The 14,668-nt window shown below is 51.2% G+C and carries 17 protein-coding genes; 9 read left to right on the top strand and 8 right to left on the bottom strand.

From position 1 onward, the window contains the following. Positions 1 to 143: 143 nt before the first annotated feature. Positions 144 to 557, bottom strand: coding sequence for an EVE domain-containing protein (locus F4Z13_06785; protein ID MXZ48931.1), 414 nt, complete (start codon positions 555 to 557; stop codon positions 144 to 146). 64 nt (positions 558 to 621) lie between these two features. Continuing rightward, positions 622 to 2,301, bottom strand: coding sequence for a hypothetical protein (locus tag F4Z13_06790; GenBank protein ID MXZ48932.1), 1,680 nt, complete (start codon positions 2,299 to 2,301; stop codon positions 622 to 624). Positions 2,302 to 2,433: 132 nt separating this feature from the next. Between F4Z13_06790 and F4Z13_06795 the strand changes: the two genes are divergently transcribed. From F4Z13_06795 to F4Z13_06820, 6 genes are all read left to right on the top strand, one after another. Continuing rightward, positions 2,434 to 3,435, top strand: coding sequence for a MerR family transcriptional regulator (locus F4Z13_06795; protein MXZ48933.1), 1,002 nt, complete (start codon positions 2,434 to 2,436; stop codon positions 3,433 to 3,435). A gap of 104 nt (positions 3,436 to 3,539) precedes the next feature. Continuing rightward, on the top strand, positions 3,540 to 4,262 hold the full coding sequence (gene hisA / locus F4Z13_06800; GenBank protein MXZ48934.1) for a 1-(5-phosphoribosyl)-5-[(5-phosphoribosylamino)methylideneamino]imidazole-4-carboxamide isomerase: 723 nt from the start codon (positions 3,540 to 3,542) through the stop codon (positions 4,260 to 4,262). Position 4,263: 1 nt separating this feature from the next. After that, positions 4,264 to 5,025 carry an imidazole glycerol phosphate synthase subunit HisF gene (gene hisF, locus F4Z13_06805; protein ID MXZ48935.1) on the top strand — a complete coding sequence of 254 codons (762 nt, stop codon included), beginning with the start codon at positions 4,264 to 4,266 and terminating at the stop codon, positions 5,023 to 5,025. Between the two features lie 18 nt (positions 5,026 to 5,043). Then, positions 5,044 to 6,114 carry a deoxyguanosinetriphosphate triphosphohydrolase gene (locus F4Z13_06810; protein MXZ48936.1) on the top strand — a complete coding sequence of 357 codons (1,071 nt, stop codon included), beginning with the start codon at positions 5,044 to 5,046 and terminating at the stop codon, positions 6,112 to 6,114. Further along, entirely contained in the window at positions 6,111 to 6,947 is an 837-nt protein-coding gene (locus F4Z13_06815) for a menaquinone biosynthesis protein (GenBank protein ID MXZ48937.1), read from the top strand. Before F4Z13_06810 ends, F4Z13_06815 begins: the two co-directional genes overlap by 4 nt. 38 nt (positions 6,948 to 6,985) lie before the next feature. After that, the gene (locus F4Z13_06820; protein ID MXZ48938.1) at positions 6,986 to 7,804 is read left to right on the top strand and encodes an ABC transporter substrate-binding protein; all 819 of its coding nucleotides are present in this window, start codon (positions 6,986 to 6,988) and stop codon (positions 7,802 to 7,804) included. Between the two features lie 30 nt (positions 7,805 to 7,834). Here F4Z13_06820 and F4Z13_06825 read toward each other — a convergent pair whose 3' ends face one another. From F4Z13_06825 to prfA, 6 genes are all read right to left on the bottom strand, one after another. After that, positions 7,835 to 8,911: a hypothetical protein gene (locus tag F4Z13_06825; protein ID MXZ48939.1), complete on the bottom strand. Its 1,077-nt coding sequence runs from the start codon at positions 8,909 to 8,911 to the stop codon at positions 7,835 to 7,837. 17 nt (positions 8,912 to 8,928) lie between these two features. Next, positions 8,929 to 10,185, bottom strand: a complete 1,257-nt coding sequence (locus F4Z13_06830; protein MXZ48940.1) for an amidohydrolase family protein — start codon at positions 10,183 to 10,185, stop codon at positions 8,929 to 8,931. 20 nt (positions 10,186 to 10,205) lie between these two features. Further along, positions 10,206 to 11,081 (bottom strand): diaminopimelate epimerase, encoded by an 876-nt coding sequence (locus tag F4Z13_06835; GenBank protein MXZ48941.1) that lies wholly within the window; start codon positions 11,079 to 11,081, stop codon positions 10,206 to 10,208. 42 nt (positions 11,082 to 11,123) lie between these two features. Beyond that, a complete protein-coding gene (locus F4Z13_06840) occupies positions 11,124 to 11,327 on the bottom strand; it encodes a dodecin domain-containing protein (GenBank protein MXZ48942.1) in 204 nt (67 codons plus the stop codon). An 85-nt stretch (positions 11,328 to 11,412) separates the two neighbouring features. Next, a complete protein-coding gene (locus F4Z13_06845) occupies positions 11,413 to 12,216 on the bottom strand; it encodes a hypothetical protein (GenBank protein ID MXZ48943.1) in 804 nt (267 codons plus the stop codon). Positions 12,217 to 12,267: 51 nt separating this feature from the next. Beyond that, positions 12,268 to 13,326 carry a peptide chain release factor 1 gene (prfA, locus tag F4Z13_06850; protein ID MXZ48944.1) on the bottom strand — a complete coding sequence of 353 codons (1,059 nt, stop codon included), beginning with the start codon at positions 13,324 to 13,326 and terminating at the stop codon, positions 12,268 to 12,270. Positions 13,327 to 13,477: 151 nt separating this feature from the next. Between prfA and F4Z13_06855 the strand changes: the two genes are divergently transcribed. The 3 genes from F4Z13_06855 to F4Z13_06865 are packed head-to-tail and all read left to right on the top strand — an operon-like array spanning position 13,478 to position 14,668. Continuing rightward, entirely contained in the window at positions 13,478 to 13,687 is a 210-nt protein-coding gene (locus tag F4Z13_06855) for a hypothetical protein (protein MXZ48945.1), read from the top strand. After that, entirely contained in the window at positions 13,684 to 14,031 is a 348-nt protein-coding gene (locus F4Z13_06860) for a cell division protein ZapA (GenBank protein MXZ48946.1), read from the top strand. Before F4Z13_06855 ends, F4Z13_06860 begins: the two co-directional genes overlap by 4 nt. After that, positions 13,865 to 14,668: a 5-formyltetrahydrofolate cyclo-ligase gene (locus F4Z13_06865; GenBank protein MXZ48947.1), complete on the top strand. Its 804-nt coding sequence runs from the start codon at positions 13,865 to 13,867 to the stop codon at positions 14,666 to 14,668. Before F4Z13_06860 ends, F4Z13_06865 begins: the two co-directional genes overlap by 167 nt.

Consider the following 14,668-nt stretch of genomic DNA (forward strand, 5'->3'; position numbering starts at 1 on the left):
ATTTTGGTAAATATAACCGTAAGTGCCTGAAATGGAAAAACAAGTCTTCAGCTCCCGCTGATTCTCAAACCCGGCATTCCTGCAGGAAAAGGCCCTGCGCGGGACGGACAGGAGTAAAAGATTACCGCATTTTTCCCAAAGAATCAGGCGCTCTTTCTTCCAAGCTCGACAATCGTGTCGAAATGCTCTTTTTCAATCTGCATGACCGAAAGCCTGCTCTGCCTTACAAGCGCAATGTCCCTGAGCCTTTCGTCGTTTTTTATTTGCTTGAGAGATACGGGGATCCGGAGGGTTTCCACGGGCTTCAGATCAACCACGACCCATCTTTCGTCCTCGGTCGTGGGGTCTTGGTAATACTCCCTTATGACCTCGGATATGCCCACGACTTCAAGACCCTTGTTGCTGTGGTAGAAAAGAACGAGATCTCCCTTTTTCATGCCCTTGAGGTTGTTTCTTGCCTGATAGTTTCTGACCTCGTCCCAGTACGTCCATCCGTCTCGGAGAAACTCCTCCCACGAATACTTAAACGGTTCCGATTTGACAAGCCAGTAGTTCATCGTTTCAATGATGGCCGGACCTGAACCGGACGGTTACTATAACAGTCCGCATCCACGGCAAGAATTACCATCCGGAAAGCTCGCTCGCGGGGAAATCGTTGCTCTCCTCACAGTCATCACCGAGGCTTACGTCCGTGGTATCGTCGGCATCCCAGAAATTTCCCAAGACTTTCCGAAGACACTCAGAGTCTTCCCCAACTTCCTGACCGAGAAACCTGTGCGTGATAACGAGACGGTGATCGGGCGAGCCTGAAAAATAAGCCATAATTTCATCCTGTCGCGGATCCGGACTGAAATAGTGCTTTATATCAAGACCTCCCCTGTAGACAATCACGTTCTCGGCCTCAATGCCTGAAACCCGAGGCAACGCAATTCTCCCTGTCTGCTCGACTAAATGCGGACAGACGCTGAGATAAGTCTTGTAGCCAACAAGAAAACCGTATCCGAACGCTTCCTTGGTTCCGCCGCTGTCCCCGGGAAGTTCTTCATTTCCTACCTCATCGTAACGGGAAAGACTGTCAGGGTCTTCCGCCCTGTTTATCCCGAAAGAGCAGATCATTCCCGTACGGTTTGTTATTCCCGGGAAAAACCCGCCCGCTCCCACCAGCAGATCAGTCCATCTGGCTTCGTCCCCGTCAAGATCAGGAAGACCGTATGTCTCCCTCGGGTGTTCGCCGGACATGCTACTGTAGTCACGCGGTCCGTATCCGGTAGCAATTTCACGTTCGCCTCGGTCATGCGCATTTGCGATCTCTCCAATGTATCTTATCGCCCGGCCGACCTTTTGTTCTTCCTCGACAAGATGAACAATCCTGTCAAAAGCCCCTCCCGCGTAAACCGTCTCCCCGTCAATTCGAACAGGAGTTGAGTGATAAGTGTCCATAAAACGGCGGAAGTTCTCTCTTATATCAGGATAGGATGCAGTACACGAAGAGTCATCCTCGCACGCGCTGAAAAGAATGTCCATCATGCGCGCGGCGTTGTGAAGACCGTCTGATATGGGATGCTCTCCCGGGGCCGTGACCTGCTCAAAAAACACGTTGTGAAGCCGCGGGCGGTCATTCTCCGCAAGCATGTAGCCCACTATGACACCCCCGAACGAACTTGTCGAGAGATTCACGGGAGAGCGCACGGTGCCTGAAGGCACAAAATCAGACGCTTTCATCTTCTTTCCGTTAACCGTAACATCCTCATCTTCCGCAAACATGCGTATTACGGAATTGGCGTCACGCGCATTCAGTACGGGGTTTATTTTGCTGAAGGTATCGTGGCCTTTCAGGCAGGCAATAAAGTTCCGACCCGGAGCGCACTCCTTCCCGGCAGTGATGTCAGTAATATTCGACCCGCGGTAGTTTATCGCGACCCAGGCAGTGTGCGCCCCCTGGTCCTCACTAAGCAGTCCGGTAACCTTGGAACCCGTTCCGCCCTGAATTATAACGCCGAGGCGACTGACAGTGCCGATTCCGGTCTGCGCATTACTTTCGCGAAGGGAAACCCACACGTCTATGGATACGCCGTCAGAAGCGGTGTATGTTCCCGAATATACTTCACCGAAATACTCACTCAGGTCTGCGGTGTCGGCAGTCCTTAGAACAAGACTCTCAGCTGGCTGAGGCATAACTGGAGGTGTAACGGGAGGGGCCTGTTCGCCACCGCCACCGCCCCCACCGCATCCCGTGGCAAGAGAAACCAAAAAGACTCCCAAGGCAAAACTCCACAGCGCGAAGCGGCATGGATTGTCCATCGTAATTTCCTCCAGATTTTAGGATCCTAATACAAGGTGGCTGAAAATATTACTACGGCGTTAAGAATAAAACAAATCCGCGGAAAGCTGAGAATGCCCGCGGGGATTCCTTCGGTTAAAAACCATAACGTTATGGTTTATACTATGAACTACGAAAAACTGACTGCGAAAAAGAAGCTGCTGGATAAATACTGGCCGCTGCCTGACGCGCTCACAAGCAATCTGGACGGATGGTTTCGGGTTGAGCTTACCTACACAAGTAACGCGATTGAAGGAAATACGCTAGGCCGACGTGAGACCGCGCTTGTTATTGAAAAAGGTCTCGCCGTGGGCGGCAAATCGCTTCTGGAGCACACAGAGGCCGTAAACCACGCCCGCGCGCTTGACTGGACAAGAAAACAGGCGAAACGCAGACCGCACTCGCTGACCGAAAAAGATGTTCTGAATATTCACTGCCTTATCATGAAAGGTATTGATGATTTCAACTCTGGTCGTTATCGGGCGACGCCGGTGCGAATATCCGGCTCGGCTGCGGTGCTTCCAATCCCGCGCAAAGTGCCGGACCTTATGAACGGATTTGTTAAATGGCTCGGGCTCGCAACCGGCCTGCATTCCGTGGAACTGGCCGCGGAGGCCCATTACAGGCTGGTCACCATTCACCCGTTTACAGACGGCAACGGCCGTACTGCTCGGCTTCTGATGAACATGATCCTGCTCATGTCGGGCTACCCTGAAGCGATAATACGCAAACGCGACCGGCTGGCTTATATCGACTCGCTTGAAAAAGCGCAGACGGGCGGGTCCATGGACACATACATGAAAATTGTCGCACAGGCAGTTAGCCGGTCCCTTGACATATACCTCAGGGCGGCCGAAGGCAAAACGGATACAGGCAAGGAAAAAGGCCCTCTGCTAAGGGTCGGCGAGATTGCAAAGCTGGCCAACCGGAGAAATTCCACAATACGCCACTGGACCAAGGAAGGTCTGCTTGAAATCGCCGAAATTACTGACGCCGGGTACAAGCTCTACGCACAGGAGATGGTTGAAAGAATAAGATTGATAAACGAACTTAAATCCCGCAGACTCACGCTCAGGGAAATCAGGAAGAAAATACTGCGTGATTCTCCAGACTGAGCAGAATAGTAGATTTATCGGTATTTTTTCGAAATATCCTTATAATCCACTTCCCGCTTGTGTACTATTTCCCGTGGTTTTTCAGTTAACAGTGAGGTTCTTAGTTGCTCATAATTCCCGCAATAGACTTAAAAGACGGAAACTGCGTGCGGCTTCTCAGGGGGGAAGAAGGCACGGAGACCGTGTTTTCAGACAGCCCTTCTGACACCGCGAAAAAGTGGGAGACGGGCAGAGCCGAGTGGATTCACGTCGTGGACCTTGACGGTGCCTTCAGGGGAAACCCGAGGAATTTCGAAGCCGTGCACCAGATAGTCCGCTCCGTTTCCTCAAGCATCCAGGTGGGAGGCGGAATAAGAAACATCGCCACGGTGGAGAGATACCTCGAAATTGGTATCAAAAGAGTGATAATAGGCACTTCGGCCTTTACCGACAGGGAGTTTCTCGAGGACGTCTGCGGAAGATTCCCCGGAAGAATAGCCGTCGGGGTCGACACCAGGGGCGGGAAAGTAGCCCTTCGGGGATGGAAGGAGACAGTAGACGCGTCCATTGAGCGGACGATGCTTGAATTCCGCGATATCGGAGTGTCGCTTGTGATTCACACAAACGTCGACAGGGACGGAACAATGGAAGGAACCGACACGGCTTCAGTAAAGGATTTTCTTTCCATCTGCCCCCTTCCTGTAATCGTTTCAGGCGGCATCGCGTCGCTCGGCGACCTTGAAAAGATACAGTCAATCGGGGAGACGAACCTTGTGGGGGCGATTCTCGGAAAATCGCTTTACTCGGGCTCCATAGACCTTGGAGACGCCATAAGAAGGTTTCAGTGAAATGGTTTCAAAACGGATAATTCCATGTCTTGATGTAAAGGACGGGAGAGTGGTAAAAGGGGTTCGCTTTGTTAACCTCAGGGACGCCGGAGACCCTGTTGAGGTAGCGAAAAAGTACAGCGAAGAGGGCGCTGACGAGATAACCTTTCTCGATATCACCGCCTCGCACGAAAAGAGGAAAACCATGATAGACGTAGTCGAGCGGACCGCGAGCGAGGTCTTCGTTCCCCTGACCGTCGGAGGGGGGCTGAGAACCGTGGAAGACGTAAGGGAGCTTCTGCTGGCGGGGGCGGACAAGGTAACGATCAACACGGCGGCAATAGCGGAACCGGATTTCGTAAGACGTGCTTCCCATAGGTTCGGAAGCCAGTGCATAGTGGTAGCCATAGACGCGAGGAGAAGAGAAGGCGACGGATGGGAAGTCTTCACCCACGGCGGACGCAACCCGACCGGAATAGACGCCGTCGGGTGGGCCGCGAAGATGGAGAACTTCGGAGCGGGAGAGATTCTTCTTACGAGCATGGACAGGGACGGCACCGAGGACGGGTACGATCTTTCACTCACAAGAACCATCTCCGAGACCGTCGGCATCCCCGTCATAGCTTCTGGAGGCGCGGGACGGCTTGAACATCTGGTTGAAGCAGTGGAAGCAGGACGGGCGGATGCGGTTTTGTGCGCCTCGATTTTTCATTACGGCAAGTATTCAATAAACGAGGCGAAACAGTTCCTGTCGGAGAAAGGGATACTTGTAAGACTGGTGTAAAAAGAGGTTCAGGATATCTTGCTCATACGAAAGCAGACTGAAGAAAACGAAAAAAAGTTGCTGAGCCCCATAGCGGCTTTGAGCTGCGAGTCAAAAGGCAGGGCAAGACCCGAGCGTGAATGCGACATAAGAACATGCTTTCAGAGAGATAGGGACAGGGTAATACATTCCAAGGCGTTTCGAAGGCTGAAGCACAAAACCCAGGTTTTCATCTCCCCCACCAACGATCATTACCGCACAAGGCTTACCCACGTAATAGAAGTTTCCCAGATAGCAAGAACCATATCCAGAGCGCTGATGCTTAACGAAGACCTGACCGAAGCCATAGCGCTCGGACACGACCTCGGCCACACCCCCTTCGGCCACTCCGGGGAAGCGGCACTGAACGAGATGTTTCCCGGCGGATTCAAGCATGTCCGCCAGAGCATGAGGATCATTGACGTACTTGAGCGCGACGGAGAGGGACTCAACCTGACGCATGAGGTGAGGGACGGAATAGCGAAGCATTCCAAAGGATGGGGAAAGGAGGGAATAGACACGGAGGAAAACAGGCCCCTTACCCTTGAAGGCCAGATAACCAAGATCTCGGACCTCGTGGCTTATGCCAATCACGATCTTGATGACGCCACCCGCTCCGGTATAATCTCGCCCGGTGACGTACCCGAAAAATACATCTCGGTTCTCGGGAAAACAGCTTCGCGGCGGATAAACACCATGGTGGTCGATATCGTGGAGCAGACTATCGAGGGCAGCCTCAAGAGAGTGCTCATGAGTGAGGAGGTGCTAGAAGCCCTTATGGGACTCAGAGCCTATCTGTACGAGAATGTCTACACAAGCGAGCGATTGCTCTCTCTTCACAACAAGTCCAAGAAGGTGGTAAAAGAACTTTATCTCTATTTCTGCGAGAACGAGAAGATATTCAGGGAGAATTTCTGCAGGATGCCCGAGCGGGAAGGCGAAACCCTGGAGAGAGCCGTATGCGACTTCATAGCGGGAATGTCGGATCTCTACGCGCTGTCGCTTTATCAGAAGATATTCCTCCCGAGTAGGTGGACGAAGGGCGAGGAAGCGCGGGGAATAGAACTGTGAACGAAAAAAAGGGGGGACATCCATTGATAAATCTAGGAGCAGCGCCTTTTCTTAACATGCGGCCGCTTATTTATCCTCTGGAAAAAGGCCTGGTGGAGCACAGCTTTAATATAATGTATTTTGACCCTTTCCTTCTTTCCGGCAATCTGTCGGAAGGAGTGATTGACGTCGCGCCCATTCCCTCGGTTGAATTTCTAAGAACCGACGACTACTGCATTCTGCCCGACATTTCCATATCCTCTTTCGGAAAAGTCGACAGCGTCATACTCAAGGCACGAAAAGAAATAACGAAAATAACAAGCGTGTCCGTCGACAGCAGGTCCAAGAGCTCAACAGCCCTGCTCAGAATCGTACTGGAGCTTTTCCTCGGTCTTACGCCCGAATACGTAAAAAGAAGTCCGGGAAACGGATTCCTTGAGGAAGTCGACGCGGGAATGCTGATCGGCAACGCGGGTCTTGGTTCCCGTCATCTCTGCAGAGACAACTCCCTTCTCACGTACGATCTCGGGGAACTGTGGACGGAGGAAACCGCCCTCCCCTTCGTATACGCGCTGATGGCGACGAGAAAAGGGGACGGCGCTACCGCGGAAGGCTGCAGATGTCTTGTTTCGACAAGGGACAAAGGAGTGGGCCTCATCAGGGAAATAGCGGATATCGAATCGCGGAAGCTGGGGCTGAGCAGGGAGCAGTGCGAGACCTATCTTCAGCACAGAATCAAATACGACCTTGACGATGCCAAGGTGGAAGGACTCACAAGGTATCGCGACCTTCTTTTTGAGCTTGGCGAAATAGAGAAGAAAAACGGAATGGACTTTCACGCAGCCCTGTCATAAACAAAACCCGAGGGGAAACGAGAATGGAGAAACAAATCATGAAACTGGGCCACAGTCCCGACGCTGACGACGCTTTTATGTTCTACGCCATAGCGAGCGGAAAGGTGCCTTCCGAGAAAATCGACTTTGAGCATGTGATCGAGGACATACAGTCGCTTAATAGAAGAGCCATGAATGCTGAGCTTGAGGTGACGGCAATTTCTGCCCACGGATACCTGAGCGTGCAGGACCGCTACCGGATTCTCTCCTGCGGGGCCAGCATGGGAAAAGGGTATGGCCCCATAGTGGTTGCCAAGAAAAAAATTTCTGACCTCAGGGGAAAAGTCGTCGCGGTACCTGGAAAGCTTACTACTGCATATCTTCTTCTGAGTCTCTATGCTGATGATTTCATCCCGGTTGAAGTGCCCTTTGACAAGATCATGGACAAGGTGCTCGAAGAAGAGGTAGACGCGGGTCTTCTTATACATGAAGGACAGCTTACCTACGAAGAGACGGGACTTGATCTTCTCTTCGATCTTGGAGCGATGTGGGCCGAGGAGACCGATCTTCCGATGCCGCTTGGACTTAACGTGCTCAGAAGAGACATACCCCGGGGGCTCGACACCGAAGTTCTTCGGGTACACAAAGAAAGCATAGAGTACGCTCTCTCGAACAAAAAAGAGGCTCTTGATTATGCGATGCGTTTTGGAAGGGGAATGAGCGAGGATACGGGAGAGAAATTCGTCTTAATGTACGTAAATGAGTGGACCAGGGATCTTGGCGAAAGCGGAACCGGGGCTCTTGAGTATCTTTTTGAAAAAGCCCGAGCAAAGGGAATCATAGCCGAGAACCCAATGCTTGATATTCTCTGCGGGTAATTTTATTTCAGCCGGGGGAGGCACCACCCGTTATCCGTTCCGGTCCATTTTCCCTGAGATCACTTTTTCAACAAATCCGAGAAGAAACCCTATGAGACAACGAAACTCTTCTTCCCGTCTCCACGGCATCCTGAGCCTGTCGCTTATCTCAATCTGGATTGCGGGAACCGAAAACCGCTTCGCAGCGAACTTGGCCACGGTCATCTGCCTTGCGGCGGGAAATATATCGGCGCTTCCGGCCGTGATTCCATACTCCTCGGCGACAAGGTAAAACTTGTCAAGAACATCAGGTGCCGAAAGAAGAAATTCCCTCTCATCCCCCACGCCTGGAAACAGATCCTCGGACCTTTCGTTTCCGGTACCGTGTATGTCCACAACTAGATCTATTCTCCTCTCGGAGAGAACCCTCTCAAGCACAGCCTTAAACCCGCAGTCATCATAGTAATTCGGGTCTGTCCCCTGTTCCCTGTTCGCGTAAAGACAGTGGCAGCCGAGAACCAGATGCAACACGGCTCCCAGAGCAGCTGTGTAGAATTCATGACGCTTCAGTTTCCCCATTCTCGTGTGAGCGGTCGAGTGCGGACAGGTAACCAGAACCGGGACCGTGCCTTCAAGAAAAATGTTCTCTTCCGAGCGACCGTCGGGTTTCATCCTGTAATACTGTTTTTGGATATTCTCAAAGCTGATGGCAAAAGAGAAGGGATCCTCTCCGCAGAGGACGGGGTCCGAGAACCAGTTGCCGCTTTTTATTATGTCCTCATCGCCAATCTGCCTTCTGAGCTCCGGGCCGGGTTCATATACATAAAAAGACTCTTCTTCCAAGCGGATAACTGATCTTGAAAAAAGCTTTTCATCCACGCCTTCGAGGCAGTCCACACTCCCGATAAAGAGCTCGGAATCCGAGGGAAGCTCATAAAGCTCTCCCCAGACAGCAAGCGGGGAAGTCTCATCAAACACGGCCACCGGATAACCAAAAGGCGTACGGAAAAGAATCCCGGGAACTTTCATCATCCTGAGCAGCCTGCATCGCTCAAGATGCCCGCTTCTTATCCCGCCCTTTCGCAGGGTTCCATAGACGAAAAGCTTTTCGGGCTTTGATTCGGTCATCGCAGATACCGAGGAAACTAATGCTCACAAGGATCCCAAGGGTCCTTTTTGTAGATTAAATTCCCCCCTACCATTGAGAACTGGAGATCCTCCGGTTTTGAAGACACTACGCAGGAATAAGGATCGGGGGCAATTCCCCCTTTGCAGCCAATGCATATGATGTCGGCACTTTTTCCGACCTCAAGACTCCCTGTCTCCTCCTCGATAAAAAGAGCCCTTGCTCCACCCAGAGTCGCGAAATAGACTGCCAGACGGGCGCTTTGCCGTATTCCCTGCTCAACCATAATGTCATGCAGGAATCTGATCTCCTGGAAGAAATCAAGATCTGAGTTGCTTGAAAGTCCGTCGGTCCCAAGCCCTACCCTTTCATGATCAACCATCTGGCTCAGGTTCGGTTTACCCACTCCGAGAAGAACATTGCTTCTTGGGCAGAGAATAATGCCGATATCGGCGCCTCGGATTATTTCCATGTCTTCATCCACCACCTGAACCATGTGAACGGCGGAGAGTTTCACGTCTTTCCCGTGAAGAAATCTGTTTATGTAGCGTGTCGGAGTATCGGCCCGTGGCCTTTCGAAAGTTTCCTTTTTTATGAGCGGGAAGATTTTCCGTTCAAATTCATTGGGCAGGTTCTTCAGAAAATCGATTTCATCAGGACTCTCGCCCAGATGGATTCCCGTCGCAATCGCGTTTTTTCCCGCGCAGGCAAAAACCGCCTCTAGAAGTTCCGGCCCGCAGGAATAAGGCGCGTGCGGGAAGGGTCTTTCCTCGTAAAGGTCTTCGCTTTGAAATTCAAGTGAAGAAAGTCTTGGTGAAATGCGGTCAAAAAGCTCGAGAAACGCGATAATTCTCATCCCCGAGCTTCTAAGCATCTCCCTCCCGCCGAAATCCAAGGAAGATATTTCCCCTAATGTAGTGACACCACTACCGATGACGTCGCGAATCCCCGCCCTCATTGAATCCTCGACAAGATCTTGATCAATTCCGTCGGCCTTAAGAGCGATCAGCCGCTCAAGCCATCCGGTAAAATCTTCGAAACCTCCGATCTTCCCCCTTGTCCAACTGAGCTCAAGGTGTGTGTGGGCGTTTACGAACCCGGGAAGCATTATCGAGTTCTGCCTTCTTATTTTCTGTAAACTGGGATAGTCAGTCTCGATTCTATCTGATGTTCCGATGTCAACGATACGTCCCCCGTCCACAACGACGGCTCCATTGCGAATTGGTTCAGAACTTATCGGAATCACCACATCCGCTTTTAAAAGCAGTCTTTCCATCAAAAAATGAACCGGTCGCTCTATAAATTTATAGTGGAAGGATTTCTTAGTTTGTAAAGAAGATCGTCGCTCAACATTCCCGAAAAGACTTCTTCCACCTCGCCGCGCATAGTGATCGCCCAGTCTTCCCCGACGTTTATGTCCAGATGCCCGCCGGGCATCAGCACCCTGAGATTCCGGTCCGTAAGGTCGGATTTCACGCACGCCGCGGCGACCGCGCAGGAACTACTGCCTGAGGCAAGAGTGTAACCGGCTCCTCTCTCCCAGATTAAAATACGAACGCTCTCGCGCGAAATCACCTGGGCAAACTGAACATTAGTCCTGTTGGGGAAGATGGGGTGGGTTTCTATCTCGGGTCCGAGCTTCCTTATGAGATCTTCTCTTAGCTCTTCGAAGAAAATAACGCAGTGGGGATTGCCCACCGAAACGGCCGTAAAATCAAATTCTGATGCGCCGAGAACAAGGCGCTGCCCCACAGCTTCCTCCCCCTCCATGTCTACCGGCACCTCATCCGCCCTGAAAGTCGCCGCACCCATTTCCACCGTGACGTGGTGGACCTTTCCGTCTTTCTCCTCGACTTCGGCCGTAACAAGACCGCCGGGAGTATCTATGGAAAAAGTCTTGCTCGAGGCGTTTTTCCTCTCGTAGAGGTACTTGGCGAAAATCCTGAGCCCGTTTCCGCTTTTTTCCGCCTCGCTCCCGTCAGGATTGAGAATCCTGAGCCCGAAGTCCCCCCTTGCAGGGGGAACCAGAAGCAGTATGCCGTCAGAACCTATGCCGTAATTCCTGTGGCATATGAGTTCTATGGCGGATTTGCCGAGATCAAAATCTATTTCGGCGCTGTCTAGGACAATATAATCATTTCCCAACCCGTGTGATTTTACAAAGCAGTTCATCACGTTGTTTGCAGTTTTGGGAAAATATTCCGTAAGGAGATGTTAGTCCTCCAGAATGAAGGTGATCCTGACGTGGGAACGGTACTCGGCAATCTTCCCATCCTCTATGCGGGCGTTCATTTTCGTTACCTCAATTCCGGTAAGACCCCTTAGGGTCGAGTTCGCCCTGTCAAGAGCTTCCTGCACAGCGTCATCCCATGACTTATCAGATGATCCTATGACCTCTGTTACTCTAGCTACAGCCATCGTAATCCTCCTTAAAACAGTTTTTTGCCGTAATTCGGGGCGTATATTATAACGTTATTTCCAAATCTTTGTAAACAGAACGACTTCATTCAAATTTGTGCTGCCCCGGGAAGATATATCCCATAACGAACGTCCCCACCACGATGCAGAACCCGATCACGGCTCCGAGCGCCGCCCTTCTGCCTCTCCATCCGAGGGAAAGACGTCCGTTTATCAAAAAAGCGTAAAGAAGCCACGTAACGGTAGACCAAGTTTCCTTGGCTCCCCACGTCCACACATCGCTCCATATTTCTTTTGCAAGTACGAAACCGATAACGAGACTCACGGTTAGAAGCGGGAACCCGAGCAGGAGACTCAGGTGGTTTATCTTGTCAAGCGTTATCAGGGAAGGAAGTTTTTTCAGGTGGCTTCCGACTCTTTTCGATTTCAGCTGGTTTTCCTGGAATATGTAGATCACGCCCGCTAGAAAAGATATCGCGAAAAACGCTTCTCCAAGAAAAATGGACAGTATGTGCGCCAGCACCCATGGGTTTCCAAGCGTCGGGTCCTGGGTAATCATCCCATCCGGAATGATCACGTAGGGCAAGGTCCCGAGAAAAGCCACGGGGAGCACGAACGCGCCGAGCACGGGGGTCTTGAACCTCAGTTGCGAAACTAAAAAGACAAGCGTTATAAGCCACGAGAAAATAAAAAGGGGCCTTGAAGTACTTCCGGCCAGTACGTCGCCACGCATGAGGAAAACAACGAGCAGCGCGGTATGAGTAAGCACTCCCGCAATGGCGAAATAAATACCCGCCCGGGAGATTTTTCTTTTCTGCGACCAGAGGTAAGTACCGTAAAGAAGAGAAGAAAGCAGGTAAAGAGCGGAAATCAGATATATGACATTCATTGAAGGTATATTCTATTGCTTGGCCCGGCAAATACAAATCGGGAAAAGTCGTCAGGCCTCTGACAGATTCTTAAGACTTTCGGCTTGAAAATGGGCTGCGAGAGGCTCCAGCAGAGGATCAAGCTCTCCTCCCAGTACAGCCTCTATCTTATGGAGAGTGAGACTTATTCTGTGGTCGGTTATTCTCCCCTGAGGAAAGTTGTAGGTTCTTATTTTTTCGCTTCTGTCCCCGCTTCCGACCTGGGTTTTCCTGGTGCGCGAGATCTCGCTTGCGCGTTTTTGCTCCTCAATCTCGTAAAGCTTCGCGCGTAGCATACTCATCGCATGGACCCTGTTTTTCTGCTGCGAGCGATTGTCCTGACACTGCACGACGATTCCCGTTGGAAGATGGGTTATCCTTATCGCGGAATCCGTCTTGTTGACATGTTGCCCCCCGGGGCCCGAAGACCTGAAAGTATCTACCTTGAGTTCCTTCTCGTCCACTTCCACGTCAACCTCGTCGGCCTCCGGAAGTACAGCGACTGTCGCCGTTGACGTATGTATTCGCCCGCCAGCCTCCGTCGAGGGTATTCGCTGAACCCTGTGAACCCCGCTTTCATACCTGAGCTTGCCGTAAACTTCCCGTCCTTCGATCCTTACCACAAGTTCCTTTATCCCGCCGATCCCGGTTTCGTTAAGCGTTATGGTTTCAAATTTCCAGCGGCGGTTCTCGCAGTACCTGGAGTACATTCTGAGGAGATCGGCCGCGAAAAGAGCCGCCTCTTCCCCTCCGGCTCCGGCCCTTATCTCAAGAAACACGTTTTTCCCGAGATTCGGATCTTTAGGCAGAAGAAGCTTTCTGAGTTTAGCTTCGAGTTCGCTTTTCTCCTCGGAAAGCTCTTCAAGCTCCTCACGGGCAAGAGGCGCAAGCTCCGTGTCATCGAGCAACTTGCGGTTCTCCTCGGCAGCCTCCGCGACTTCCTTTAACCGCGCGTAGACAGAGACTACGTCCTCAAGCTCCGCACGTTCCTTGGAGCATTTGATTCTCTGCTGGGCAGAGATATCAGGGTCGCCGAGCGCCCTCTCAAGTTCGACGAACTTCCGCTCGAGTTCCTCAAGCTTCTCAAACAGCTTTTTGTCTTCAACGGGACTTGCCTGCATGCCAGAAATTATAGACAAAAAGTCCCAAAAACGTAAAAAATTCTCTTTGCGGCTCCGGTAAATACGCTCGAGGCGTGATTCTTGTAATAATTTCACCATAGTGATACAATTTACTTTCATTATGGAATCATTGGAGATTCTTGAGAGAAAAATCAGAGAGTTTGTAGACAAAAACGCCAGGACTGCTGAAGAACACGACAGATTGCTTGAAGAAATTAAGGTGCTCAGAGAGAATGTCGCTTCGCTTGAAGCCGAAAAGGAGCGCCTCAGAACACGCGTTGACAATATGATAAGGGTAATTGAACAGCACCTTGGCGAAGAATCGGTATGAAAGACAGGATAAAAGTAGTTTTCTTTGGCAAGGAATATTCAGTCCTTACAGATGCTGAGAAGAGTTACCTCATGAAAATTGTAGAGTACCTTGAACAAAAGATTACCAAGGCAGCTGAAGACAACGCACCTGTAACTGTCCCTACTCCCGTTTTTCTGGCTTCTCTTGAGATCGTCGATGATTTCTTCGCATTGCAGAGGGAATTTGATGAGTTCAAAAGAACCGCGGAAAGAAAAACAGAAGAACTGGTCGGACTGCTCGAATCACCCGGAAGCCAAAAAGAACCCGTCCTTATTGAAGAAAGCCCCGAAGACCCTTTCAGATCAAGAGGAAACAGCTTCTGAGACCCGCTCCGGTTCCGCATACATAAACGGTTCCCGGGAAACCAGCCCGCAGGGTCCCGTCCTTGAGGAAAAAAATAGGCTGAGAAGAGATCTTCTCGAGAAAAGAAGGAATCTTCCCCAACCTCTGCGCCGGGAAAAATCCGCCCTGATTCTCAAGGTTCTTCTCTCCGAAAAGGTTTTCTCCGACGCGTCGAGCGTCGCTCTTTATTTCCCCGTAAACGGCGAAGTCGACACCCGCGAAATATTCAAAAAATGCGTTGATCTTAAAAAAAAGGTTTTTTTTCCGAAGACCCTAGGCTCCGATCTTGTTTTCCTGAGAACAAGGAATATTGAGGAACTTATCCCTGGGGCCTTTGCCATCCCAGAACCCCCGGCGGACGCTGAACGCGCCCGTAGCGACGAGCTTGACCTCGTACTGGTACCGGGAGTGGCTTTTGATTTCTCCGGGAACAGAATCGGGTACGGAAAAGGTTTTTACGACAGGTTTTTAAAAGATATACCCAGGCAGATGCGCTTTGGACTGGCCTACCAGTTCCAGGTGTTAGAAAACATCCCTTCGCACGAAACCGACGTTAAGACGGGTCGCATAATCACAGAAGACGGAACCATCGACTGTCTGGAAAAAGAAGGAGACTGA

The organism is Candidatus Dadabacteria bacterium, from assembly GCA_009837205.1.
Taxonomy (GTDB): Bacteria; Desulfobacterota_D; UBA1144; order Nemesobacterales; family Nemesobacteraceae; genus Nemesobacter.

What these genes read in the sequence shown, in the direction of transcription:
- F4Z13_06785 (MXZ48931.1), bottom strand. Translation starts at nt 557, where the DNA reads ATGAACTACTGGCTTGTCAAATCGGAACCGTTTAAGTATTCGTGGGAG.
- F4Z13_06790 (MXZ48932.1), bottom strand. Translation starts at nt 2,301, where the DNA reads ATGGACAATCCATGCCGCTTCGCGCTGTGGAGTTTTGCCTTGGGAGTC.
- F4Z13_06795 (MXZ48933.1), top strand. Translation starts at nt 2,434, where the DNA reads ATGGTTTATACTATGAACTACGAAAAACTGACTGCGAAAAAGAAGCTG.
- hisF (MXZ48935.1), top strand. Translation starts at nt 4,264, where the DNA reads ATGGTTTCAAAACGGATAATTCCATGTCTTGATGTAAAGGACGGGAGA.
- F4Z13_06820 (MXZ48938.1), top strand. Translation starts at nt 6,986, where the DNA reads ATGAAACTGGGCCACAGTCCCGACGCTGACGACGCTTTTATGTTCTAC.
- F4Z13_06825 (MXZ48939.1), bottom strand. Translation starts at nt 8,911, where the DNA reads ATGACCGAATCAAAGCCCGAAAAGCTTTTCGTCTATGGAACCCTGCGA.
- F4Z13_06830 (MXZ48940.1), bottom strand. Translation starts at nt 10,185, where the DNA reads ATGGAAAGACTGCTTTTAAAAGCGGATGTGGTGATTCCGATAAGTTCT.
- F4Z13_06835 (MXZ48941.1), bottom strand. Translation starts at nt 11,081, where the DNA reads ATGAACTGCTTTGTAAAATCACACGGGTTGGGAAATGATTATATTGTC.
- F4Z13_06840 (MXZ48942.1), bottom strand. Translation starts at nt 11,327, where the DNA reads ATGGCTGTAGCTAGAGTAACAGAGGTCATAGGATCATCTGATAAGTCA.
- F4Z13_06845 (MXZ48943.1), bottom strand. Translation starts at nt 12,216, where the DNA reads ATGAATGTCATATATCTGATTTCCGCTCTTTACCTGCTTTCTTCTCTT.
- F4Z13_06855 (MXZ48945.1), top strand. Translation starts at nt 13,478, where the DNA reads ATGGAATCATTGGAGATTCTTGAGAGAAAAATCAGAGAGTTTGTAGAC.
- F4Z13_06860 (MXZ48946.1), top strand. Translation starts at nt 13,684, where the DNA reads ATGAAAGACAGGATAAAAGTAGTTTTCTTTGGCAAGGAATATTCAGTC.
- F4Z13_06865 (MXZ48947.1), top strand. Translation starts at nt 13,865, where the DNA reads ATGATTTCTTCGCATTGCAGAGGGAATTTGATGAGTTCAAAAGAACCG.